The 26,865-nt window shown below is 41.8% G+C and carries 16 protein-coding genes and 3 tRNA genes; 15 read left to right on the top strand and 4 right to left on the bottom strand.

The window, feature by feature from the left end:
• Window positions 1–173: 173 nt before the first annotated feature.
• Together rlmB and N5J47_RS05875 are read left to right on the top strand one after the other, a co-directional pair.
• Window positions 174–923 (top strand): 23S rRNA (guanosine(2251)-2'-O)-methyltransferase RlmB, encoded by a 750-nt coding sequence (gene rlmB / locus N5J47_RS05880; RefSeq protein WP_267981480.1) that lies wholly within the window; start codon window positions 174–176, stop codon window positions 921–923.
• 30 nt (window positions 924–953) lie between these two features.
• Complete coding sequence (locus N5J47_RS05875; RefSeq protein WP_279961133.1) at window positions 954–1,865, top strand: DMT family transporter; 912 nt, start codon at window positions 954–956, stop codon at window positions 1,863–1,865.
• On the opposite strand, the gene coaE is transcribed toward N5J47_RS05875, so the two are convergent.
• From coaE to pilB, 4 genes are read right to left on the bottom strand one after another with little or no spacing between them, the layout of a single operon-like run.
• Window positions 1,862–2,467, bottom strand: a complete 606-nt coding sequence (coaE, locus tag N5J47_RS05870; RefSeq protein ID WP_279961134.1) for a dephospho-CoA kinase — start codon at window positions 2,465–2,467, stop codon at window positions 1,862–1,864. The genes N5J47_RS05875 and coaE overlap by 4 nt on opposite strands.
• Before the next feature lies 1 nt (window position 2,468).
• Entirely contained in the window at window positions 2,469–3,329 is an 861-nt protein-coding gene (locus N5J47_RS05865) for an A24 family peptidase (protein ID WP_279961135.1), read from the bottom strand.
• Complete coding sequence (locus N5J47_RS05860; protein ID WP_279961136.1) at window positions 3,329–4,555, bottom strand: type II secretion system F family protein; 1,227 nt, start codon at window positions 4,553–4,555, stop codon at window positions 3,329–3,331. Before N5J47_RS05860 ends, N5J47_RS05865 begins: the two co-directional genes overlap by 1 nt.
• 23 nt (window positions 4,556–4,578) lie before the next feature.
• Window positions 4,579–6,297 carry a type IV-A pilus assembly ATPase PilB gene (pilB, locus tag N5J47_RS05855; RefSeq protein ID WP_279961137.1) on the bottom strand — a complete coding sequence of 573 codons (1,719 nt, stop codon included), beginning with the start codon at window positions 6,295–6,297 and terminating at the stop codon, window positions 4,579–4,581.
• 362 nt (window positions 6,298–6,659) lie between these two features.
• Here pilB and tpiA point away from each other — a divergent pair, with 362 nt between their 5' ends.
• The 13 genes from tpiA to N5J47_RS05790 all read left to right on the top strand — a co-directional run bounded on the left by tpiA (window position 6,660) and on the right by N5J47_RS05790 (window position 26,858).
• Window positions 6,660–7,451 carry a triose-phosphate isomerase gene (gene tpiA / locus N5J47_RS05850; protein ID WP_267981469.1) on the top strand — a complete coding sequence of 264 codons (792 nt, stop codon included), beginning with the start codon at window positions 6,660–6,662 and terminating at the stop codon, window positions 7,449–7,451.
• Window positions 7,452–7,463: 12 nt separating this feature from the next.
• On the top strand, window positions 7,464–7,793 hold the full coding sequence (secG, locus tag N5J47_RS05845; RefSeq protein WP_279961138.1) for a preprotein translocase subunit SecG: 330 nt from the start codon (window positions 7,464–7,466) through the stop codon (window positions 7,791–7,793).
• Window positions 7,794–7,850: 57 nt separating this feature from the next.
• Window positions 7,851–7,935, top strand: a tRNA-Leu gene (locus N5J47_RS05840).
• A 41-nt stretch (window positions 7,936–7,976) separates the two neighbouring features.
• Window positions 7,977–8,053: transfer RNA gene (locus N5J47_RS05835), tRNA-Met, on the top strand.
• Between the two features lie 88 nt (window positions 8,054–8,141).
• Window positions 8,142–8,218: transfer RNA gene (locus N5J47_RS05830), tRNA-Met, on the top strand.
• Between the two features lie 203 nt (window positions 8,219–8,421).
• Entirely contained in the window at window positions 8,422–8,946 is a 525-nt protein-coding gene (gene rimP, locus N5J47_RS05825) for a ribosome maturation factor RimP (RefSeq protein WP_279961139.1), read from the top strand.
• Between the two features lie 37 nt (window positions 8,947–8,983).
• The gene (nusA, locus tag N5J47_RS05820) at window positions 8,984–10,468 is read left to right on the top strand and encodes a transcription termination factor NusA (protein ID WP_267981463.1); all 1,485 of its coding nucleotides are present in this window, start codon (window positions 8,984–8,986) and stop codon (window positions 10,466–10,468) included.
• 10 nt (window positions 10,469–10,478) lie between these two features.
• The gene (infB, locus tag N5J47_RS05815) at window positions 10,479–13,193 is read left to right on the top strand and encodes a translation initiation factor IF-2 (RefSeq protein ID WP_279961140.1); all 2,715 of its coding nucleotides are present in this window, start codon (window positions 10,479–10,481) and stop codon (window positions 13,191–13,193) included.
• Window positions 13,193–13,591: a ribosome-binding factor A gene (locus tag N5J47_RS05810; protein WP_267981460.1), complete on the top strand. Its 399-nt coding sequence runs from the start codon at window positions 13,193–13,195 to the stop codon at window positions 13,589–13,591. The genes infB and N5J47_RS05810 overlap by 1 nt, the downstream gene beginning before the upstream one ends.
• 259 nt (window positions 13,592–13,850) lie before the next feature.
• Window positions 13,851–14,612: a hypothetical protein gene (locus tag N5J47_RS05805; RefSeq protein WP_279961141.1), complete on the top strand. Its 762-nt coding sequence runs from the start codon at window positions 13,851–13,853 to the stop codon at window positions 14,610–14,612.
• A 103-nt stretch (window positions 14,613–14,715) separates the two neighbouring features.
• Window positions 14,716–15,111, top strand: a complete 396-nt coding sequence (locus N5J47_RS05800; protein WP_279961142.1) for a hypothetical protein — start codon at window positions 14,716–14,718, stop codon at window positions 15,109–15,111.
• Between the two features lie 110 nt (window positions 15,112–15,221).
• Window positions 15,222–15,632: a hypothetical protein gene (locus N5J47_RS05795; RefSeq protein WP_279961143.1), complete on the top strand. Its 411-nt coding sequence runs from the start codon at window positions 15,222–15,224 to the stop codon at window positions 15,630–15,632.
• A gap of 282 nt (window positions 15,633–15,914) precedes the next feature.
• Entirely contained in the window at window positions 15,915–26,858 is a 10,944-nt protein-coding gene (locus N5J47_RS05790) for a calcium-binding protein (protein ID WP_279996963.1), read from the top strand.
• Window positions 26,859–26,865 lie beyond the last annotated feature (7 nt).

The following is a 26,865-nucleotide window of genomic DNA, read 5'->3' as shown; positions in this document are numbered from 1 at the left end:
GTCTAAATCGGGTACACTAGATTTAATGGAAATCCTGTAAAAGTCATTTTGCAGGATTTTTTATTAAGTTCCCTTGCGGAGCTATAACAGCTCCTCACCTGTAAAGTCATTTTGCAGGATTTTTATTTTTAGGAAATCTCCTTTTATATTCCGCTTTCTTAAAGAGGTCGTTCATGGCTAAACCTGAATATTATTATGGCGTTCATTCAGTGGAGTCATTGCTGGAGTTGGAGCCTGAACGAGTCTTGACCTTATTCACCTTAAAAGGGCGTGATGACCAGCGTTTGCAAAAGATTTTGCAGTTGGCTGAACCTTTTGGAATTAGCGTACAGAAAGCCAGCCGAGACAGTCTGGAAAAACTGGCAGGTCTGCCATTTCATCAGGGTGTGGTGGCGGCGGTACGTCCACATCCAACCTTAAATGAAAAAGATCTGGACCAGTTGATGCAGCAATCACCTGATGCCTTATTGTTGGCATTGGACCAGGTGACGGATCCACATAATTTGGGAGCCTGTATTCGTACTGCGGCGGCAATGGGGGTGCAAGCCGTGATTGTGCCGCGTGACCGTTCAGCAAGTTTAACCCCGACAGCACGTAAAGTTGCCGCGGGCGGGGCCGAGAAAGTGAAGTTTATTCAGGTCACCAATTTGGCTCGCACTTTGGCACATCTCAAAGAGACAACACATACCCGTGTGATTGGCACAATGCTGGATGAAAAGGCATTGCCTATTCAACAGTGTGATTTTAATGGTCCAGTGGTGATTGTGATGGGGGCGGAAGATACAGGATTAAGGCCTATAACCCAGTCGCAATGTGACCAAACCGTTTATATTCCAATGTCTGGTGATTTACAAAGTTTAAACGTCAGTGTGGCGACAGGGATGGCACTTTATGAAGCATGCCGCCAGCGTAATGCTGTATAATTCACACAATTATCGTCAATGTAATTAAAAATGACTGCTCGCACGCAAGGCTATCTGTTTGTCTGTATCACCATGTGCATCTGGGGTGGTTTTACCATTCTCTCCCGTTTAAATCTGCACTGGCATGTCAGTGCCTGGGACTTGGTGGCAATGCGTTTTGCGATTGCTTTTATCATTCTCATGCCTGTGCTCGTGTATAAAAAAGATTTGGCATTCTTGTGGCATCCCCGTCCAATTATTTTGGCCTTAAGTGGTGGGTTGGCCTACTGTCTAACGGTTTATACTGCTTTTTTACATGCACCCGCAGCGCATGCCGCAATTTTTCTCAATGGTTGTATTCCACTGTGTACTGCCGTAGCTGCTTATTTATTGTTTAAACAACCTTTTGACAAACATACCTGGTTCAGTCTCATCATTATGTTGAGTGCTCTGGCACTGATGAGCTACCTGATGTTGCATGAGCAGGCTTCTGCTTTTGGCCTTGGCGATATTCTCTTTTTCCTGAGCGCAGTTTGGTGGGGCATCTTCACTGTATTGTTAAAACAATGGAAATTATCAGCCTGGCATTCGATGGCAAGTGTGGCGATTTGGTCAGCACTGATTTATTTACCGATCTATATCCTGTTTATTCCTAAACATTTTCAGGAAGCAGAGCCTGTCCATTTGCTGATACAGGGTGTATTTCATGGTGTTTTGGTGGTGATTATTGCAACCCTGACCTATGTTGCCGCAATTGAACGTTTGGGTGCATTTAAAACGGGAAGCATTGTGACCTTGGCGCCATTTATTGCTGCTGTCATTGCTGTACCGCTGTTAAATGAACCTTTGAGTCCAGCGATTATGTGTGGATTGGTAGGTATGGGTATTGGTGCGTTACAACCATGGCGCTGGTTCCGTAAAGATGCATTAACAGCCCAGCTGTCTCAACAGAAACAGGATTAGCCGATCTGCTCAGCCCGCTGTAAATAATTTAGGTGCAATGGTTTGAGTTGTTTGTGCAGATGTTCAAGTAGTCCATCGTTCAGTACAATATCATTGGCGAGCTGTTGTTTTTGAGTACGGGGCATTTGAGCTGCAATAATCTTTCGTATTTGTTCTTCAGTTTGCCCATCACGCTGGCTGGCGCGTTGTAACTGGGTTTGTTCATCTGCATCAATCAACAGGGTGTGTTGAACCAGTTCATGCTGGTTGGTTTCAAAGAGCAGGGGTGAAACCAGAATCACGTAGGGGCTTTCTGTCTGCTGTAACTGCTGGATGATGGATTGGCGGATTGCGGGATGGGTAATCTGCTCTAAACTCTGGCGGGCCTCAGGGAACTGAAAAATATGTTCACGTAGTGCTCGACGGTCTAGATTGCCATCTTCTAATACTACCCAGCCGCCAAACAACTGTTGAATTTTCTGTAGCGTTGGCTGGCCTGGTTCAACAATTTCCCTTGCCACAACATCAGCATCAATGACGCGAATACCTTGGGATTCAAACCATTGCGTGGCTGCTGACTTACCACTGCCAATCCCGCCTGTAATGCCCAAGATAAAACGCATATTAACCACCTAAATAGACTTTCATAATCTGATCACCCCATAAAAATGCGATCCAGCCTGCAATGGCGATATAGGGACCAAAGGCAAAGGGCTGGTTTTCACCACGTATTTTCATGAGAATAATACCAATAATGGCACCCACGACTGAAGAAAGCAGGACAATAAGTGGAAGCATCATGGTACCCATCCATGCACCCAAGGCAGCAAGCAACTTAAAGTCACCATATCCCATGCCTTCTTTACCAGTCACCAATTTAAAAAAATAGTAAACGACCCATAGGCAGAGGAAACCAATCAAATAACCCCAAATCGCTGACGTGGCAGTTGTATAAATTGCAAAACTGTTAATTCCTAAGCCTAGTGCTGCCAAAGGAAGCGTAAAACGGTCTGGTAACAATTGTGTGTCGAAATCAATAAAAGTGAGTGTAATCAATATCCATGTGAGGACTAAACCAAAGAGCATCTGAATGGTTGAACCAAATACTGCTACAACGATTAATGAACAAATCATGGTGAGAAGTTCAATCAATGGATAGCGAATACTAATTGGATTCTGACAAGAACCACATCTGCCACGAAGTAGGATCCAACTAATTACAGGTATATTTTGATACCAGCGAATAGAGGATTTACATTGAGGACAGGTTGAGGCAGGTTGGCTTAGTGTTAACTTACTTTGATCAATAAATGGCTGCTCTGGGTGAAGCAGCATTTGGCATTCCTGATGCCATTCTTGTTCCATCATTTTCGGAGTGCGAAAAATGACAACGTTAAGAAAACTGCCAATACATAAACTCAAAAGCCCAACTGCGATGTACAGTGCAGCTGGGTTTTCGATAAGATATAAAAAAAATTGTTGCATTAAACTACTTGACCCATTTGGAAGATTGGGAGGTACATTGCAATAACTAAACCACCGACTAAGACACCTAGAATTGCCATAATAAGAGGTTCCATCATTGCAGTTAAGCCATCTACTGCATTGTCCACCTCATTTTCATAATGAGTTGCCACTTTATCCAGCATACTGTCCAAGGCTCCAGATTCTTCACCAATCGCTACCATTTGAATTGCCATAGATGGGAAGCGGTTGGATACTCGCATCGCAAATTGTAATTGTTGGCCTGTGGCGACATCTTCACGAATTTTCATTACTGCTTTTTCAAAAATCACATTATTGGTTGCACCAGCTGTTGATTCAAGCGCATCTATAAGAGGTACCCCCGCTGCAAATGTGGTGGCAAGTGTTCTGCTATAACGGGCGATAATTGCCTTGTAGACTAAATCGCCAAAAATGGGAGCTTTGAGTGCCATTTTATCTAAAAGGTCACGGAACTTTTTACTACGTTTTTTTGCCTCTAAAAAACTAGCAATAATGATAGCAATTGCGATAATTAGAATAAACCAGTATTCCTGCATCCACTTGGACATATTGACTACCATTTTGGTAAAGGCTGGCAGATCAGCACCAAAAGAATTAAATAAATCTTGGAAAACAGGTACTACTTTCACCATCAAAATAATGGTGACAACTACAGCAACCACAATCACTGTAGCTGGATATTTCATAGCTTTTTTAATTTTTTGTTTGAGTAATTCACTTTTTTCTTTATAGATTGCTACTCGATCCAGCATTGTTTCAAGCGCACCAGATTGCTCTCCTGACTCAACTAGGGAACAGAACAGATTATCGAAATATTGTGGATATTTCTTGAGTGCACCTGCAAAAGTATTACCTCCTTCTACCTCACCCTTTATTCCTAACACTACTTCACGCATTGCAGGGTTTTCCAAACCCTCTGCAACAATTTCAAAGCCTTGAACCAATGGTACACCAGCTTTCATCATGGTGGCTAGCTGACGGGTAAAGATGGTGATATCTAGTGTGGTGACTTTTTTCTTCATCAATCCTTCGAGAATATTTGTACGTTTTTCTCGAATGTTCTTAATGGTAACCCCTTGTTTCCGTAATGTGACTTTGGCCAAAGCCATATTACGAGCTGGTAACTCCCCTTTAATTTTTGCCCCTTTACGGTCTACTCCGTCATAAGCAAAAGTAGGCATCATTTGCGCTTTTTTAGCTGCCATGATTGTAATCCTTTTTATTGATTTTATTCACTGGTGACCCGGTTGACTTCCTGTAGGGAGGTAATCCCCTGTATCACTTTTTTCAAACCCGAACGTCGTAAATTGTTAAATCCCGCTTTTTCCGAGGCTGCTGCAATTTGCAGGGCATTGCCATCTTCCATGATAATTTTAGATATTTCTGGCGTCACTTTCATGACTTCATAAATACCGACACGGCCTTTGTAACCTTCCCTACATTCGCCACAGCCAATAGGTTGAAATATTTTGAATTCGGGGTCTGCGAGATCTTGTTCAGTAAAACCGAGTTCTAACAGACTCTGTTTTGGAATTTCCACAACTTCCTTACATTGAGCACATAAACGACGTGCCAAGCGTTGTGCAATAACCAGATTGACTGAAGTTGCGATATTAAAGGAAGGAACCCCCATGTTACGTAAACGGGTTAGAGTTTCAGGTGCACTGTTGGTGTGTAGGGTTGACATCACCATGTGACCTGTCTGAGCGGCTTTAATGGCAATTTCAGCAGTTTCAAGATCACGAATCTCACCTACCATAATCACATCTGGATCTTGACGTAAGAATGCCTTTAGTGCAGCAGAGAACGTTAGCCCTGTTTTAGGATTAACATTGACTTGGTTAATCCCTTCCAGGTTAATCTCGACAGGGTCTTCTGCTGTAGAGATATTGGTGTCTTCAGTGTTCAGGATATTTAAACCTGTATATAGGGAGACCGTTTTACCTGAACCTGTTGGACCTGTGATGAGCAACATACCTTGAGGCTTATCCAATGCTTCGAGAAATAAGGCCTTTTGTTCGTCTTCGTAGCCAAGTGCTTCAATTCCCAACATTGCACTGGATGGATCAAGGATACGGAGTACTAGTTTTTCACCAAACAGGGTGGGTAAAGAGTTGACACGAAAGTCAATGGCTTTGGTTTTGGATAGCTTAAGCTTAATACGCCCATCCTGTGGCATACGTTTTTCAGAAATGTCCATCTGTGACATGACTTTTAAACGGGACGCGAGACGATTTGCCATTTGTAAAGGTGGATTGGCAATCTGGCGTAAAACACCATCCACACGATAACGGACCCGATATGTTTTTTCATATGGCTCAAAATGTAGATCTGAGGCTCCCATTCGAATCGCATCAATCAGTAATTTATTGATGTACTTTACAATGGGTGATTCATCAGTTTGGGTATTGGTGTCATCGTCTTCTTTATTGGTATCAGTAGCAACATCGATGCCATCTAAATCAAAGTCTTCACTATCACCGAAGTCAAAACTACCACTATCACCAAACTGTTGTTCAATCAGTTTCTCAAGTTTGTTGTGTTCAACAATAATCGGTTCAATATTGAGCTTGGTATTAAAACGAATGGCATCTAATGAATCAATATTGGTCGGGTTGCTGGTCGCAACATATAAGATTTGGCCGCGTTGCACCAAAGGTACAACCCGATGTTTTTGTATTAGCTTATTGTCAGTTAAGTCTTTAGGTAATAAGCCTGTATCATATACAGCCAAGTCGAACAGAGGTTCACCGAATTCATGGGAAATACTTTCTGCAACTGTGAGTGGTGAGAGGCGCTGATGTTCAATCAGGTGAGCCACAATATCCTGTTGGGCCTTTTTTGCCGCATCAATGGCATTCTGCATGTTTGATGCAGGCAAATGCCCCTCTTCGACTAAACGCCGAATGAACCCCGAAAATTTTGGAGACGTATGTAATCCTGACATCTGTCCGCCTTGTGACAATAAATGTTTATAATAGCTATCTTACAAAATTATACTTTTGTTGCGTAAAAATACTACTAGAGAAAGTGTCGTTTTTGACTTGATTCGTATCTAAAACTTTGAACTGATCGAATTTTTTACAAATTAATTTTCTAAAACCAAGACAATTACCTAAAAATGGAAATAATAAAATCAGTCAGGAAATGTCCTATTTTCAAATAAATAGAATGCTATACCCTTATAACATTAATTTTTACAAACATCTGTAAAGTGGTTATCAGGTTAAACCAGATAAAAAAACTGAATTTTATAAAAATCCGTGTAAAATATGCAGCATTTTTTAGAAATTATCAGTAGATCAAAGTATGTCGAGTCCGACCATTGCCCCTTGGGTTGTTGGCAATTGGAAAATGAATCCAATGCATGCTGACGCTTTTCAATTAGTAGAAGAATTTAAACAGCTATTACAACAGGGTAATATCTCTTCTGATCAATGTCATATTGGTATGGCACCAATTGCGATCGCCCTTACCAATGTTCAGGCACAGCTCAAGGATGCGACTCGGACAATCTTTACGGTGGCTCAGGATGTATCACGTGTAGCTGGAACGGGTGCGTATACAGGTGAAGTGAGTGCAGAATTACTCAAGGATAGCCAAATTGATTTTGTTCTGGTTGGCCATTCCGAGCGTCGTGAATTATTCGGTGATGGTGTCGAAACACTTCAGTCAAAATTGTATAATGCGCTGAATGCTGGGCTTAACGTCATTTACTGTGTGGGTGAAAGCCTTGAGCAACGTGAGCAGGGACTGGCTGAGCAAGTGGTATTGCAACAAATCTGTGATATCGCCTCAGTGGTGAAGCCTGAACAGTGGCAAAACATTGTGATTGCTTATGAGCCGATCTGGGCGATTGGCACGGGTAAGACCGCTTCACCAGCAGATGCCCAAGCCATGCATGCAAAAATCCGTGAGGGGCTAAAGCAAATTACGCCTGTAGGTGCGCAAATGGCGATCTTATATGGTGGTAGTGTTAAGCCTGAAAATGCAGATGAATTAGCGGCCTGTCCAGATATTAATGGCGCTTTGGTCGGTGGTGCATCACTCAACGCACAATCTTTTTACCAAATTGCAAAAGCATTTGCACAAAATAAATAACGGGGAATAGAAATGTATAGTTTTATACTTGTTGTACATATCATTTTAGCAATTTTAATTATTGCATTGGTTCTGGTACAACAAGGTAAGGGGGCGGAAGCGGGCGCGTCATTCGGTGGCGGTGGTGCGGCGACTGTGTTTGGTGCATCTGGTGCGGGAAATTTCCTGACCCGTTTAACTGCGATCTTTACTGCATTGTTTTTCGTCACCAGTTTAACCCTGGCGATTTTTGCGAAAAAACAGACCACAGATGCCTATAGTTTAAAAACTGTGCAAAGTTCAACGTCTGTTCCTGCAACATCGCCTGAAACTTCATCAAATGCACCAAAAACGTCTGAATAAGTCGAATTAATACTTTCCTTTTGGGATTTAAAGGAATAGAATGCGTCCCAGAAAGCTGCGGTGGTGGTGGAATTGGTAGACACGCTACCTTGAGGTGGTAGTGCTTTCGGGCGTGGGGGTTCAAGTCCCCCCTTCCGCACCAAGCTTAATAACCAGTAAGTTTGGTGTTGCAGTGATTGTTGATGCGGGATGGAGCAGTCTGGTAGCTCGTCGGGCTCATAACCCGAAGGTCGTTGGTTCAAATCCAGCTCCCGCTACCATTTGATTAAGGTGCAACTTAATCAGGCAAATGTAAAGAAAACTTAAATTGACTTTTTTTTATATTTGTATATAATTTTTGCACGTTGATGCGGGATGGAGCAGTCTGGTAGCTCGTCGGGCTCATAACCCGAAGGTCGTTGGTTCAAATCCAGCTCCCGCTACCAAGTTTCTTAAAGGAGGCTCACAGTAAGGTGGGCCTTTTTGCACAGTGGGCAATGCTTTTCTGTGTAAAATAGGGGCGATTTACGCCCTTTTTTATTGGTTGTTTGGCTGTCGTGTAGTGTCGATATGAGTCGTATGGCGTGATCAAGAACATCATGCTTCACTATACGGGATTGATTGGCTCGCATGAGAGCAACGAGAGTAAATGAAATTATCAAATAAATCTCAAGCATTATATGATCTTATCGCACCAGCTGTGGCTGCCTGTGGTGTAGATTTATGGGGGATTGAGTTCCTGCCACAAGGTAAACGTTCTTTATTACGCATTTTTATTGATAAACCGATTGATGAGAGTGCTGAACCTGTCCTGAATGAAGAGGGTGAGGTTGAACAAGGGCGTGGCATTGGTGTTGAAGACTGTGTTCGCGTGACGCAACAGGTTGGTGCCATGCTTGATGTCCATGATCCAATTTCAGGTGAGTATGCCCTGGAAGTATCCTCACCAGGCTGGGACCGTCCATTCTTTCAGTTGTCACAAATGTCTGGGTATATTGGGCAACAGGTCGCTTTACGACTCATTGCTGCCGTCGAGAACCGTCGTAAATTTCAGGCAAAACTGCTTTCCGTTGATCTGGAAAATGAAATGATTCAGGTTGAAGTGGATGGTAAGCATATGCTTGAAATCGATAGTAATAATATTGATAAAGCAAACTTAATCTATCAAGACTAATATTAACTTAATTGTATAAGAAATCGGTAGGTGACTTATGGGCCGTGAAATTCTTACCGTTGCAGAAACGGTTAGTAATGAAAAAGGTGTTAGTCGTGAAGCAATCTTCCAAGCCCTAGAGCAAGCGCTGGTTGCGGCAACGAAGAAAAAGTTTTACGAAGGCACACATTCGGAAGAAGCTCAGCTTCGCGTTGAGATTGATCGTAAAACAGGTGATTACCGCACGTTCCGTCAATGGACTGTCGTTGCGGATGAAGATCATGAAATGCCTGCATGCCAGGATGCCATTTCTGATGTAGACCCATCGAAGTGGTCAATTGGTGATGTGCGTGAGCTGGAAGTTGAGTCGATTGAATTTGGCCGTATTGCAGCGCAAATTGCCAAGCAGGTGATTGTGCAAAAGATTCGTGAGGCAGAGCGTGCACTGGTCGCAGATGCTTATGAGTCTAAAGTGGGCGAGCTGATTTATGGTGAAGTGAAAAAGCAAACCAAAGATGGCTTTATCATTGACCTTGGTGACAATGCTGAAGCGTATTTGGCACGTGAAGAAACTATTCACAAAGAGATTTTACGTCCTAAACAACGTATCAATGCCATTTTGTATAACGTTAACCGTGAAGGTCGTGGTGCGCAATTATTATTGTCACGTGCACGTCCTGAAATGCTGATTGCCTTGATGAAGAAAGAAATTCCAGAAATTTCTGAAGAAATCATTGAAATTAAGGCGGCAGCGCGTCAGCCAGGTGTTCGTGCTAAAATTGCAGTGAAAACCAATGACCATCGTATTGACCCTGTGGGTGCTTGTATTGGGATGCGTGGTACACGTATCCAGGCGGTACAGCAGGAGTTGAATGGTGAGCGTATTGATGTTGTGGTGTGGTCTGATGACCCAGCGCAATATATCGCAAGTGCATTGGAACCAGCTGATGTATCTGGAATCGTCCTTGATGAAGATGCACACAGTGCGGATATCATTTTCGCCACCAATGACCAGTTGGCGCGTGCCATTGGCTCGCAGGGGCAAAATGTTCGTTTGGCATCGGAATTAACGGGTTATAAACTCGACATGATGCTGGAAGAAGAGTATCGTGCTCGTCAGCAAAATGAAGCACAGCAATATCTGGATATGTTTGTATCCCGTCTCGATATTGAAGAAGATTTGGCCATGGCTTTGGTCGAAATGGGCTTCACTTCTCTGGAAGAAATTGCCTATGTGCCAGCTGAGACATTTGACGAAATCGAGCTTGAGGCTGATTTGGTCGAATTGCTGCAAAGCCGTGCAAAAGAGGCTGCTTTAACCGATGCGTTAAAACAGCAGGAAAATATTCAAGAGCCAAGTGCGGAACTTCTCGGTATGGATGGTATGACCACCGAGATTGCCTATGCATTGGCGGCGCGTGGTGTGGTTACGATTGATGACTTGGCGGACCAAGCGACTGATGATATTTCAGATATCGAAGGCTTGGGTCATGACAAGGCAGGTCAATTAATCATGAAAGCACGTGAATCATGGTTTAACTAGGAGATAATAGATGACGGACAAGTCGATTCAAGAGTTAGCGCTCAGCGTAGAACGTCCTGTAGAGAAACTCCTGGAACAGGTTCGCGATGCAGGTCTACCACAGCGTAAAGCAGATGACATTATTACCACTGAACAGCAGGATACTTTGGTTAATCACCTGAAAAAAGTACATGGTCAGGGCGGTGGTAACACAGGAAAAATTGCGTTGAAACGTACAACTACCCATACAGCCAAAGTCACCAGCACTTCGGGTAAAGCAAAAAGTATCAATGTTGAGGTGCGTAAAAAGCAGGTTTTTGCCAAGCCAAATCCAGAGCAGATCGCTGCGGAAGCCAAAGCTCGTGCCGAAGCTGAGGCGAAAGCCCGTGCTGAGCAGAAAGGGCGTGAAGAAGCGGATAGCAAAGCTCGTATTCATGGTGAACAAAAAACCAATGCGACTTTGGAAGCCATGCGTGCAGCGCATACTTCTGAAAGTGCTTCACAAGCTCCTGCAAAAACCGCAGTTGTGGTGAAAAAACGTGGTAGTGACAAGGTGATTAAAGCGCCTGTTGTTAAGCCAACAGAAACACCTGAACAGAAAAAAGCCCGTGAAGCAGAAGCAGCCAAGTTAAAGGCGACTGAAGAAGCTGTACGTCGTAAAGCTGCGGAAGAAGCACAGAAGCGTACGCTGGAGCAAATGCGCCAGATGGCTTCGAAATATTCAAATGATGATGCAACCACAACCATTCGTGTGATTGATGATTCACCTTTAGCCGCTGGACTTGTTGGTCAGGCGTATGAAGATTCTTTCAACAAGGAAGACCGTGAAATCAAGCGTGGCGGTGCAACTGCAAATCCACGTGCAAGTAAGAAAGGTGGTCGTGGTGGCGATGCCCAGGCGGAGCAGAGCTTTAGCAAGAGCCATCATAAGCGTGGCTTGAAAACCAGCCAGTCAAACAAACATGGTTTTGAAAAACCTGTTAAGAAACAGATTTATGATGTAGAGATTGGTGAGAAGATCATCGTTGCCGATCTTGCACAAAAAATGGCGGTTAAGGTTCGTGAAGTCATCAAGACCCTGATGAAAATGGGTGAGCTTGTGACCCAGAACCAGGCCATTGACCAGGATACAGCAGTCCTTGTGGTTGAGGAACTAGGGCATAACCCTGTTCTTGTTTCTGATACGCAGGCAGAAGATAACTTGTTGGTTGCGGCTGAAGAAGCGCGTGGTGAGCAAACCACTCGTCCACCAGTGGTAACGATCATGGGTCACGTTGACCATGGTAAAACATCATTACTGGACCGTATCCGTCGCTCTAAGGTGGCTGCGGGTGAAGCGGGTGGTATTACCCAGCATATTGGTGCATACCACGTTGAAACTGAGAAAGGCATTATTACTTTCCTCGACACACCAGGACACGCGGCGTTTACGTCAATGCGTGCACGTGGTGCAAAAGCGACTGATATCGTGGTTCTCGTGGTTGCGGCTGATGATGGTGTGATGCCACAAACCGCGGAAGCGATTGACCATGCCCGTGCAGCAGGTACACCGATTATTGTTGCTATCAACAAGATGGACAAGGAATCAGCGGATCCAGATCGCGTACTAAATGAATTGACCACTAAAGGTATTGTGCCTGAAGAGTGGGGCGGTGATGTTCCGATTGCCAAAGTTTCGGCGCACTCTGGTGCGGGAATTGATGAACTGCTTGACTTGATCTTGATTCAGTCTGAACTGATGGAGCTTAAAGCTTCAGCAGAAGGTGCGGCGCAAGGTGTGGTAATTGAAGCGCGTGTTGATAAAGGCCGCGGTGCGGTAACGTCGATTCTGGTACAAAATGGTACATTGAACATTGGTGATTTGGTTCTTGCTGGTTCATCTTATGGTCGTGTACGTGCGATGGTTGATGAAAATGGTAAGCGTATTACATCAGCAGGCCCTTCGATTCCAGTTGAAATCTTAGGTTTACCTGATGCACCAATGGCAGGCGATGAAGTACTTGTCGTGAATGACGAGAAGAAAGCGCGTGAAGTTGCCGATGCCCGTTCAGACCGTGAACGTCATAAGCGTTTAGAGCGTGCAAGTGCAATGCGTCTTGAAAACATCATGGCGTCTATGGGTAAAAAAGATGTTCCTTATGTGAATGTTGTACTCAAAACGGATGTGCGTGGTACTTTGGAAGCGCTTCATGTTGCACTTGATGAACTTTCTACTGATGAAGTGAAAGTACGTGTCATCGGTTCTGGCGTTGGTGCGATCACTGAGTCAGATGTAACCCTAGCTGAATCTTCTGAAGCAGTGTTATTAGGTTTCAACGTGCGTGCAGACAATACGGCGCGTCAAAAATCTGATCAGGATGGCATTGATATCCGTTATTACAGCGTGATCTATCATTTAATTGATGATGTAAAAGCTGCAATGAGCGGTAAGCTTGCCCCTGAACACCGTGAAACAATTCTGGGTGTTGCAGAAGTCCGTGAAGTGTTCCATTCGAGTAAGTTTGGTGCAGCAGCAGGCTGTATGGTACTTGAGGGTACATTACATCGTAACAAGCCAATTCGCGTATTACGTGATGATGTGGTGGTATTCCAGGGTGAGCTTGAATCTCTTCGTCGCTATAAAGATGTTGTGGAAGAAGTTCGTGCAGGTATGGAATGTGGTCTTGCAGTGAAAGGCTATAAAGACATCAAAGTGCAAGACAAGATCGAAGTGTATGATGTTCAATTGATTAAACGGAGTCTTTAATGGCGGGTAGCCAACGCTTAAAGCGCATGGCGGATTCGGTGCAACGTGAGTTGTCTGAGCTGATCCGTCAGGAGCTTAAAGATCCACGTTTGGGTGGTCTGGTGACCATCTCTGCGGTGAAAGTCAGTGCTGACATGGGATATGCTGAAGTTTATGTCACAGTGATGGGACGTGAACTGGGTGATGATCAAAGTGAGGCAGCCAACAAGGAAACTTTAGATGTACTCAATAAAGCTTCTGGTTTTTTGCGTCATGAACTGAGCCGTCGCATCAAGACGCGTATTACGCCAAGATTGCGTTTTCATTATGATAAAACCAATGCCTATGGCAACTATATGTTTGGTCTGATTGCTGAAGCCGTGAAAGACTTGCCTGAACGTGAACAAGATAAAGAATAAGTTGTAAAGAAAGCCACCTTAGGGTGGCTTTTTTATGATCTAAAATATTTATAAAAATAGTGGATAATATGGAAAGTTGACTTCACTCTATAATTTATAGTTTCTCGGCAACCTGAGAAATCAACTGTAAGGATAAATGTTTCTCATTTTAAAGTCATTTTGCTAGATAAATCAAAAAATTATATAGACAATTCTGTATGGAAAAAAGGCAAAACAATAGTAATATGCTTATTATGGAAAGCTTAAAACAAACTTAAAAATGCACATTCATTTTACCATTGAAGATGATCAAAAAAATATCGGGGAAGGACCAATTCAGGTTGGCTGGTTTTTAATAGAGGATAAAGCATCCATTCTATATGAACCACCTTATCGGATGCGTTCGCAATCACAAACCAAACATGCCAAGTCAGCAAGCCGTTGTCCTGCGGTATTACAGTTGGAAAGTCGCTATTTCGCGGTGAATTGCCCATTTGACTTTCACCTGCGTTTTGCAAGGGATGCACAGGGCAAGCCGACTTTAGTTAATGTATTGGGTGATCAGTCGCCTGTACGTGCCAATAAATTGCGAGAGCTGCTCACACTCGTTAATGAAAATGAATGGCGTATGGCTCAAGTCCCAATCTTACAACTGAAACTTCCGTATTGCTTTATTGCAGATGAAGTGGTGTATCTCACTCAACTGGATGCTTTTGGGCATTACCGCAAGAATCCGCTACCAGGCACAATTTTTGGAGGGCGTTTTCCGATTCACATTTGGCCTCGACCACTCATGTGGGCATTTGAATGGCATGACACTTCTAAAGATTTAATTTTAAAACGCGGTGAACCTTTATTTTACTGTCAGTTTGATGGCTATGATCCATCACGCACGATAAAACTGATTCAAGCTGAGAAAACACCTGAACTTATGCACTATATGGATCAAATAAGTGGTGTAGTGAACTATGTGAATCAGACGTTTAGTTTATTTAATGAAGTGGAGAAAATGAGACCCAAAAGCCTATTATTTAGAAAATAAAGGCTTAAATATTTTCTGCATCAATGTGAAATATGTTTTTAAAAATTATTTTTTATGGTTTTAGAGACTAGAAATGGATAATAGTTCCATTTTGGAGTGTTAGATGGATAGTAAGAATGATGGTTTGATGTATACATACATTTATTTTTTGGGGTTCTTATTGTTGGTGTTAATGTTTTTTTTAAATATTTTTTTTATTCCTCAGTTTGTTAAGTATAAAGCACAGGATATTAAAAATATAAGAACAGGTATAATGTGCCAAACAAATACAATAAAAAATAAGCATGGTACATATGATTATTATTTTACTATTGATGGTGGTGAATATAAAATTGATAGTATGTTAATTATGGATTTTCCATTTGTTTTTAATGGGCATAGAAAGAAATTTAATGACTATAATCTATATGGTGGAAATAGAGGTTGCTATAAAGTTAAATATTTATCTATAGATTTTTTTATTTTTAACAAAAGATATATTTATGATTTGGTTGAATAATATATATCTTAATTTAACTCTTTTGGGGGCAAAAATGAGTAGAATTGGTAATGTTGTACAAGATGGAAATAAGTATTTTGATGTAAGTAATGAGATGAAAAAGGTTTTTTATGATTAATGATATATCTTTTAATTTTAAATTAAATGTTTTTTTAAGATTAATTCTTGTTTTGAATCCTTTATTTATTTTATTTTATTTTATTTTACATTTTTTTGTATTTCCAGAAATTGCAAAATATAAAATGGATAATGGTGATATTGAAAATGGTGTTTTATGTTATATACGCTCTAGTGGTAGTAGAGGAGGGGGAATAGAGTTTCGTGTAAGTGTAAATAGAAAGAAGTATAGGCTTGAACAAATGAACTTATCGGGAACACCATATCTTGAATTAAAGAAAAGGTCAATTCTTGAAAAAGATATGTTGGAAAAAAAAGAAGGTTCTTGTTTTAAGGTTAAATACATCTATATTAATGCTTTTTTTGTTAAAAGAGCCTTTATTTATGATTATTTGAAGAATTAAGAGGTGGGTATGAGTTTTAGTGAAATTGGTCGTATATTGAGTAGTGCTGAAAAATATTGGGAGATAAATAGCAATGCTAAAGGAGGGAATATACTGTCATCGATTAGTTATGTTAATAATATGTGGTCAGCAATAAATAATAATTCTAGTAATAATGAAACTGAAACTATAAGGTCATTGTTGCTAGGTATTAAAGATGGTATTGATTTAGTATCAAATGTAAATAAAAATTTATTGATGGGGACTGATTTTTTAAAAACACTTGGATTAGGTCATCGTTTATTGACGAATATATTATTATTAAATGATGAGCTTGAAGAAAGTGAATATATTGCGCGTAACATTGTGTTTGATATCGTATCAGATATAGCATCAATTGTTTCTGATATATCAAAAATTACTCCAAAGTTTAACCCAGCAGGTATAATTTTAACTGTTTTATCAAGTGCCTTTACTTTTGTAAGTAATAATATGGGGAGCGGATGGCAGAATAATGAAAAAATTCATAGAGATGAGATAGCTAAGGAGTTATTGGAAGCATTTGCTGAGGGAATGAAAGAATTAGTGGCATCGCCTTTATCTCTTTCTATGGGGATATATGTTTCTTGGGATGAATGGAGAACAGATTCCATTCAGCTAACAGGAACAGATGAAGCTGACATAATGGGTAAAGATAATGAAGATGTTTATATTTTACTAGGGAATGGAGGTAATGATAAACTGACTGGTGGGCGTGGAAAAGACTCATTATATGGTGGGGCAGATAATGATGAAATTCATGGTAATGGAGGAGATGACTTTTTAAGTGGGGATAGTGGATCAGATCATATTTATGGTGGAGAAGGGCGTGATAAAATATATGGAGGATTGGGAGCTGACTATTTATATGGTGGAATAGGGGATGATATTATTGATGTTAATCAATTTAGAACAGGACTTTCACCAATTGATAATCCAGCAATACGAGATATAGATGATAATTATGTTCAAGGAGGAGGTGGTAATGATACTATTTATGGTGGTGATGGGAATGACGAGCTTTATGCAGGAGATGAATATAATGATCAAAATGATACAGGTACAGTAAATACACTTTATGGTTTTAATGGTAAAGACTATCTTTATGGAGGAGCTGGGAGAGATAATCTATATGGTGGGGATGGAGAAGACTATTTGTATGGAGGAGATGGTGATGATAGCTTATATTTATCAGGTGAGAAATTTAGTGAAATTTCTGTAGATAAAAATAATAACAAAGGCGTTGGCGGAGCTGGTAATGATATTATTATTGGAAGTGATGGCACCGATTTTATTTATACAGCAGAAGAGAGTAATCCCGAAGTAGATGAGGGAACAACAAACCATGCCTATGGACATGGTGGTCGTGATTATATTTATGGGGGTGCGGGTAAAGATTATCTTTATGGCGGTAAGGATAAAGATGTTATTTATGGCGGAAGTGGGGATGATTATTTAGTTGGGGGTGATTTTTCTGATAATGATGATGACCGTTTATATGGCGGTGAAGGGCATGATACCTTAAGAGGTTCTGGTCGACTTGAGGGTGGAAATGGTGTAGATACCTATAAAGCCTTTAGGGATGTAGTTGTAAAAGATGAAGATGGTAAAGGTAAATTAGAATATCAAGATCAATGGTTACGAGGGGCGAGAGATTCATACTATAGTGAGTCGCTTACTTTAACAAAGCCTTTGGATTTTTCCAAGTCTGGTTATTTACTGAATAATACTGATCAAAGTAGAGCTACAGTAATTAAAACAGGACAGAATTATAAAGTTTATCAAGTTAGAGGCAATATTGATTTTAAATTCAAAGGGTTAAATACAGAGGATTTGAGTGATACCGATTTAGGAATCGCTTTTTTTGTTACAGTCTATAATAGTGACGAACCACCAAATGATCCAGCACCAGACTTTTTACCTCCCCATAATCCACCGACCAGATCAGACCCACTCATTCTGGATTTAAACCACGATGGACAAATCAATACAGTGGGCTTGGGTTCAGGTGTTTTTTTCGATTTGGATGGGAACCACTTTGCAGAAAAAACCTCATGGGTTGCTCCACAGGATGGGTTTGTTGTCTTAGATTTGAATAATAATGGCACTATAGATAATGGTGGTGAGCTATTTGGTACAGATACTTTACTGGCAAATGGCAATAAAGCGGTCGATGGTTTTCAGGCACTCGCGCAATATGATGAAAATCAGGACAAAATAATTAATGACCAAGACCAGATTTATCAACAACTTAAAATATGGAAAGATATAAATCAGGATGGTATATCCCAAGCGAATGAACTTTTTAGCTTATCGGATTTGGGTATTACCTCGATTTCAGTCAATCAACAGGCAATAGATGTAAAAGATGAAAATAATGTAGTGCATACCAATCAAGCTACATTTACCCAGGAAGTGTTAGAAAATGGTGTCTTGACAAGTAAAATAGGAAAAGCCGAAACCCTATTATTTGAGGTCAGCACCTCAAATACAGTATGGCAAGGAACGGTGGAAGATGAAGAGGGGATAACGGCAGAAATTCTGGCTCTGCCGAATTTTCCTGGTTATGGTTCAGTTACATCTCTACATACCGCAATGGCAAATGACACCACAGGTGTACTTAAAGCTTTAGTCAGCCAGTTTGCTTCTACACCAGCAGAAGAACAGTTGGCACTTACCCATCAAATTCTATTACATTGGACCAATAATCAAAATATATCTGCTTCGGCCACAACGTATCCTCAAGAAGGAATGAGCAAACAACAATTTGAAATTTTAAAAGCACTTTGGGGTAAAGAAGCTGAATGGAATGGTTGGCCGCCACATCATTCAGCAGCTAGAGAACTGGAAGGGTTTTATCAAAAAGTACTTGCCAGTGCCTATAGTCAGTTGATGCTGCAAACCAGCGAACGGGACTGGATAGACTTTATTCTTTTTAAGGAAGAAAAAGTTTATCAGTGTGAAATCATCCTTGCTGGAACGACCAATGGTTCTGGAGGAGGCCGATCTATACAACGCATGACTACATTTGATGATGAGTTACCGCCTTCTCCAGGAACTCCATGGCAGTATATTTATAGCATCTGGCATGCTGATTTTGGATTGGCGATTGAACAATTAACCCGTTTATTCTTAATGAGTTCTGAGATGGGTAAGGCTGAGATTGAAAAATTTCATGTAATTGTCAAAGGGTTGGATCCAAATAATGCAGTATTGTACCAAGAGTTATTAGAACAGTTCACCCTAAAGGCCCAAGAAATTACAGATGAGAACCTACGGGATTTATTATTAGAATCGGTCTATGCCCTAGATGATAACCTAAATGGAACAGAACAAAATAACGTGATTAAGGCCTTTGGTGGTAGTGACAGTATTGTTGCTTTAGGAGGCGATGACGTTGTTTATGGTGGCAAAGGTGATGACATTATCTATGGTGGTACAGGGAATGATTATTTAGATGGTGGAGCAGATAATGATAAAATTTATGGGGAAAGTGGTGATGATACGCTAGTTGGTGGTGCAGGCAATGATTATTTAGATGGTGGGGCTGGCAACGATACCTATGTTTTTAGCTTGGGTGATGGTCAAGATACGATACAAAGTTCTGAAGACAATCCTAATAAACTAGACCGTATCGTTTTCAATGAGGGAATTGAGGTTGCGGATGTTAGCCTTAAACGTCAGGGAAATGACCTGGTTGTTAAATATTCTGAACAAGATCAGATCATAGTTAAAAACTATTTTGATAGCAATGGTGCAACAGCATATCGTATAGACCAGATTGTATTCGCAGATGGAACAGTCTGGGATGTGGACTATATCAAACAGCAGGTTCTTGTTCCTAGCGAGTCAAATGATACGATTCAAGGCTATAACACTGCAGATCAACTCAGTGGTTTAGCTGGCAATGACACGATTTATGGTCATGCAGGCAATGACACCTTGACAGGTGGAACTGGGAATGACTATCTGGATGGTGGTGTTGGCAATGACAGCTATGTCTTTAGTCTGGGTGATGGTCAGGATACGATCCAAAGTTATGAAAACAATGCCAGTAAACTGGATCGGATTGTCTTTGGTGACGGAATTGAGGTTGCGGATGTTAGCCTCAAACGTCAGGATAATGACCTGATTGTTAAATATTCAGAAAATGATCAGGTTACAGTTAAGAACTATTTTGATAGAAATGGTGCAACAGCATATCGTATAGACCAGATTGTATTTGCAGATGGAACGGTTTGGAATGTTGAGGTCGTTAAGGCAAAAGTCCTCGAAGCAACAGCTGCCAATGATGTGATTCAGGGATATAGCAGTGCAGATCAACTTAGTGGTTTAGCTGGCAATGACACGATTTATGGTCATGCAGGCAATGACACCTTGACAGGTGGAACTGGGAATGACTATCTGGATGGAGGTGCTGGCAATGATAGCTATGTCTTTAGTCTGGGTGATGGTCAGGATACGATCCAAAGTTATGAAAACAATGCCAGTAAACTGGATCGGATTGTCTTTGATGACGGAATTGAGGTTGCGGATGTTAGCCTCAAACGTCAGGGCGATGACCTGATTGTTAAATATTCAGAAAATGATCAGATCACGGTTAAAAACTATTTTGATAGCAATGGTGCAACAGCATATCGTATAGACCAGATTGTATTTGCAGATGGAACGGTTTGGAATGTTGAGGTCGTTAAGGCAAAAGTCCTCGAAGCAACAGCTGCCAATGATGTGATTCAGGGATATAGCAGTGCAGACCAGCTTAACGGTCTGGCAGGAAACGACAGCCTGTATGGTTATGCAGGTAACGACACCTTGACAGGTGGAACTGGGAATGACTATCTGGATGGTGGTGTTGGCAATGACACCTATATTTTTAGCTTGGGTGATGGTCAGGATACGATACAAAGTTCTGAAAGTAATGCCAGTAAACTAGACCGTATCATTTTCACTGACGGAATTACTGCTACTGATGTAACTGTAACCCGCCAAGGTAATGACCTGATCGTTAAATATTCAGAAAATGATCAGGTTACAGTCAAGTATTATTTCGATAGCAATGGTGCAACAGTATATCGTATAGACCAGATTGTATTTGCAGATGAGACAGTCTGGGATGTAGAAACCATAAAAATAAAAGTGCTTGCAGCAACAGCAGGTAATGATGTAATCAATGGTTATAACAGTGCTGATCAGCTCAATGGTCTGGCAGGAAACGACAGCCTGTATGGTCATGCAGGAAATGATACCTTGACAGGTGGAACTGGTAATGATCGGTTGGATGGTGGTACAGGAAATGATACCTATGTTTTTGCCACCAATTTTGGTCATGACATTATCTACAACTATGACTCAGCCCAAAATCGTCAGGATGTTATCCAGTTTACAGATGGTTTAACCCAAGGTGACTTCACATTCCGACGCAATAATGATGACTTGGTGATTCGTACAGTGGACGGTGAAAACAGCATCACTGTACAGAACTATTTCCAGTCCGATGCGCTGGGGCATTACCGAATTGACCAAATCCAGTTTTCTGACAGCACTACACTGGATGTTCAAGCTGTAAAAGCCTTGGTTCTATTGGGAACAATGGACGCTGATGTTTTAAGAGCTTATGCAGCAGGCAGCACGATTTCAGGTGAAGCTGGAGATGATGTGATCTATGGTCATGTAGGGTCAGATCAGCTTTCTGGAGGCAGTGGTTTAGATACGATTTATGGAGGTCAGGGGAATGACCAACTGAATGGTGGCGAGGGTGATGATCGACTGGATGGTGGGGATGGAAATGATACCTATATTTTTGCCACCAATTTTGGTCATGACATTATCTACAACTATGACTCAGCCCAAAATCGTCAGGATGTTATCCAGTTTACAGATGGTTTAACCCAAGGTGACTTCACATTCCAACGCAATAACGATGACTTGGTAATCCGTACAGTGGACGGTGAAAGCAGCATCACGGTACAGAACTATTTCTATTTGGATGCGTTGGGGCATTACCGAATTGACCAAATCCAGTTTTCTGACAACACCACACTAGATGTTGAAGCTGTGAAAGCCTTGGTTCTATTGGGAACAGCAGAAGCTGATATTTTAAGAGCCTATACCACAGGCAGTAGCATTTCAGGGGAAGCTGGCGATGATGTAATCTATGGTAATACAGGATCAGACCAACTTTATGGTGGTGATGGGGTAGACAAACTATATGGTGGAACTGGTAATGACCATTTAGACGGTGGGTCTGGTGATGACCAGCTTTATGGTGATATAGGTCATGATACTTTAATTGGTGGCAGTGGGGATGATCAGCTAAATGGTGGTGAAGGCGATGACCTTTTAGATGGTGGCACAGGTCAGGATATATTAACTGGTGGCGCTGGTAATGATACCTATGTTTTTGCCCCTAATTTTGGTCATGACATTATCAGTAACTATGACAGTACGGTAGGTCGTCAAGACATTATTCAGTTTACGGATGGTTTAATCCAGGGTGACCTCACATTCCGACGCAATAACGATGATTTGGTGATTCGTACGCGAGAGGGTGAAAACAGTATCACTGTACAGCATTATTTTAATTTTGATGCTTTCGGAAATTACCGAATTGACCAAATCAAGTTCTCAGACAATACCATCTTGAATGTTGAGGCTGTTAAGGCTTTGGTCTTGTTAGGTACAGATAATGCTGATCTTTTACAGGCTTATGCAACTGGTAGTACTATTTTTGGCGGGGCTGGCGATGATGTCATTCATGGTAATTCAGGCGTAGATGAGCTTTATGGAGGTGATGGACTAGATCAACTCTATGGTGGCGATAGCGATGATTACTTGGATGGTGGTGCTGATAATGACCAGATTTATGGTGGTTTAGGTAATGATACCTTAACTGGGGGGACTGGAAATGATCTTCTTGATGGTGATGAGGGTAACGATAACCTCCAAGGTGGTGCAGGAAACGATATTCTTATTGCTGGCTCTGGAGACGATATACTAACTGGTGGCATGGACAATGATGAGCTAACTGGTGGTGCTGGCAATGATACCTATATCTTTGCTGCTAATTTTGGTCATGACATTGTTAACAACTATGACTCAGGCCAAAATCGTCAGGATGTTATCCAGTTTACAGATGGTTTAACCCAAGGTGATTTCACATTCCGACGTAATAATGACGATTTGGTGATTCGTACAGTGGACGGTGAAAGCAGCATCACGGTACAGAACTATTTCTATTTGGATGCGTTGGGGTATTACCGAATTGACCAAATCCAGTTCTCAGACAGTACTACACTGGATATTGAGGCTGTGAAAGCCTTGGTTCTATTGGGAACAGCAGAAGCTGATGTTTTAAGAGCCTATACAACGGGTAGCACGATTTCAGGTGAGGCTGGTGATGATGTCATTCATGGAAATATCGGTTCAGACCAGCTTTATGGTGGTGATGGACAGGATCAGCTCTATGGTGACAACGGCAATGATCATTTAGAGGGTGGTGCTGATAATGACCAACTCTATGCTGGCAATGGCAATGATGTCCTTATCGGTGGTTCTGGTAACGATCTGTTGGATGCAGGTGATGGTTCAGATCAGCTCTATGGCGGGACTGGCGATGATGTTCTCAACGGTGGAGCAGGCAACGATCTTTTGGATGGAGGCGATGGTTCCGACCAACTGAATGGTGGGATGGGCGATGATATCTTAATTGGTGGTACAGGTGATGATGTACTGATTGGTGGACAAGGAAACGATATTTATCGCCTTGATTTGGGCTGGGGGCAGGACACCATCCAGTACGAATCCAAGAGTCAAACCGATATTGATACAATTGAGTTCATTAATATCAATCCAGATGACCTGATTGTCAGAAAAGTGGGTCAGGATATGGTCATTATCCACCGTATTACGGGAGACCAACTGATTGTTGAGTCACAATTTAGTGACTATCTATCCAATAAGCCAATCAACAAAGTTCGCTTTGATGACCAAACAGAGTGGGATGAGGCTGCACTCAATATTCAGGCGGTTAAGGGAACTGAACTAGACGATATCATTGAGGGAACAACCGATCATGATGTGATTCATGCAGGTGATGGTGATGACATTGTTTATGGCCGTTCAGTCTATTCAGAAACACCAGAAAGCCAATACTTTGTGTATGGCGGAGCAGGTAACGATAAAATCTATGCCACAGGTTATCTTGATGGTGGTGCAGGTGATGATGAAATTGAAGGCGCTGGGCATTTGCTTGGTGGTGAGGGCAATGACATTCTCAATGGTCAGGGTGTCCTAGAGGGGCAGGCTGGCAATGATACCTTAACTGGACAAGGCAAATTGTATGGGGGCGATGGACAGGATCATCTTACCTTAACAGGTTTGTATGGTGATGAGCTTGGATTGCTTGCTGGCGGTTCGGGTGATGATATCCTGATCGTTGATGTAAACCGAAGACAATTTGTAAATGGTTCTAATCAAAATGAATTTATACAAGATGACGATGGTTATCATGCTATTCAGGATACGGAGCTGACAGAGGCGCAGCGTGCAGTCTATGTTGAGGGTGGTCAGGGTAACGATACCATTTATGGTTCATTTGGGGATGAGGTTTACCTGTTTAATCTGGGGGATGGTCAGGACACCATTATTGAGCGTCCAGCAGGCCAGAACTATAGCAATGTCGCTGTTTCATTTGATGTATTGCGTTTTGGTCAGGGTATTGCAACAACAGACATAAGCCTCCATCGTTATGGCACTGACCTGGTCATCCAGCATAGCAACCAGACAGATCAAGTGACCATTCAAAACTACTTTACGGGTGGTCATCATAAGGTCAATGAAATTCAGTTTGTGGATTCAACCATTTGGAATAATGCCTATATTGAAAACCATGTCACCTATCATGGTACAGCCAATAATGATGAGGTTTGGGGCTATCGTGATACCCATGAAACCTTTGAAATGGGTGCAGGTGATGACAAGGTTTATTCAGGTGCAGGCAATGACATCATCTATGGTCAGGCTGGAGATGATACTCTGTGGGGACAGGCTGGAAATGATACGCTTTATGGAGGGATAGGCGCTGATTATTTAGAAGGTAATGAGGGTGACGACATTCTGTATGGTGATCAGGACAACGACATTCTTTATGGCGGGGCTGGTAATGACATCCTTTATGGCGGGCAGGGCGACGATACACTGAGGGGCGGTACAGGTCACGATATCCTGGATGGCGGTGCAGGGAATGATAAATATTTCTATTACTTGGCTGATGGTACAGAGACTATTAACCAGACAGGTGGTGGAACAGATGTTCTCTGGTTGATGGATCAGGGTATTACCGAGGATAGGATTAAATTTACCAAAGAAAATAATGACCTGATTGTGACGATTGACAATAATCCAAATCAGTCGGTCCGAGTCAAGGACCACTTCCTGGGGGGTGAGAAAGCAATTAGCAGTGTACAGCCGAATGGAGGCTATACCATCACAGCGGCTCAAATTGCAGTCAAGGTCAATGCTTCTTCTGGAGGTTCATCCGATCCAGCAGGTGATACCATTTATCAATATAGCTCTGGTGCAATGACGATCACGGAACAATCGGGTAATGATACAGTTCTATTTAAGAATGGCATTACCTTTAGTCAGGTGGGTAATTATCTGACCAAATCAGGGGATGACCTGATCCTGAAAGTAAATGGTAGCAATACCAATAAAGTCACCATCAAGAATTTCTTTAAGGCAGGTCAGTATCTGGTTGAAACCTTGCAGTTTGAAACAGGTGGACAGTTAACGGCTGAACAAATCTTTGGTGCATTCGGCCTGACAATTCCATCAGGAACAACCCCAACGCCACCAAATCCCGTGGGAGATACAACCTATAATTATAGCTCTGGCGAATTGACCATTACTGAACAGTCGGGCAATGATAAGGTCATCTTTAAAAATGGTATTACTTTTAGTCAGGTTGGAAATTATTTAACCAAATCAGGCGATGATCTCATTCTTAAGGTGAATGGTAGCAATACCAATAAAGTTACTGTGAAAAACTTCTTCCTGGCAGGGAATTATCTGGTTGAAAACTTTGAATTTGAGACGGGTGGTAATTTAACGGCAGAGCAGGTTTTTGGGGCGTTTGGTTTAACATTGCCATCTACAGGTGGCGGAAATCAGGGTTCCAGTGAGGTTGCAGGTGACACTGTCTATAACTATACCACAGGTGCTTTAACCATTACTGAACATTCAGGCAATGACAAGGTCATCTTTAAAAATGGTATTACCTTTAATCAGGTAGGAAGTTATTTGACCAAATCAGGTGATGACCTGATCCTGAAAGTGAATGGTAGCAACACCAATAAGGTCACGGTGAAAAACTTCTTCCTGGCAGGTCAGTATCTGGTTGAAACATTCCAGTTTGAGACTGGCGGGCAAATTACCGCTGAGCAGATTTTTGGGGCATTTGGCATCACCATGCCACAGCAAAGTGCGCCAGCAAACACAGCACCTGAAAATACGGATTTAGATGCCTTTAACACCACCTATAACTATAGTTCAGGTGCCATGGTCATTGATGAAAAGCTAGGTACAGATCAGGTGGTGTTTGGCAATGGAATTACCTTTAGCCAGGTGGGTAACTATCTAACTAAATCGGGTGACGACCTGATCCTTAAGGTGAATGGCAGCAATAGCAACAAGGTTACAGTAAAAGACTTCTTCCTTGGTGGTGCGCATGAGGTCGAATCTTTCAATTTCGAAACAGGTGGCAGTATTTCCTCACAGCAGATTTATCAGGTGTTTGGTGTGGATCGTCCTGTCAATGCTGAGGATGAAGTCACCAGTATTGTAATGGGTGATTCAGGTGATAACGTGCTGAGTAGTGATGCGGCGGTGAGTGAATTATTCATCTTAAACGAGGGCAATGATATTCTTGAATTGTTGCTCAATGCTTCAGGTGAAACTGCTGTGGATTATGTAACGGACTTTGATATGGCAGAAGACCAGATTGATTTGTCGCAAATATTGGACAGTCATGCAACCAGTTCCAATCTTTCCAGCTATATCGAGATTATTTATGATACGGATGCAAAAACCAATACGCTGAGTGTTCGTGGCCAGTCGAATCAGGCATATAAGGATGTACTGGTGATGACCAATCAAAGTGAGCAACTGTATTTACAGGATTTGATCAATAATCAAAGTCTGATCTACTAATACACGA

The organism is Acinetobacter sp. GD03645, assembly GCF_029845285.1.
GTDB lineage: Bacteria > Pseudomonadota > Gammaproteobacteria > Pseudomonadales > Moraxellaceae > Acinetobacter > Acinetobacter corruptisaponis.
Note: the sequence above shows the minus strand (reverse complement) of the source record. Positions and strands in the feature narration are given on the sequence as shown.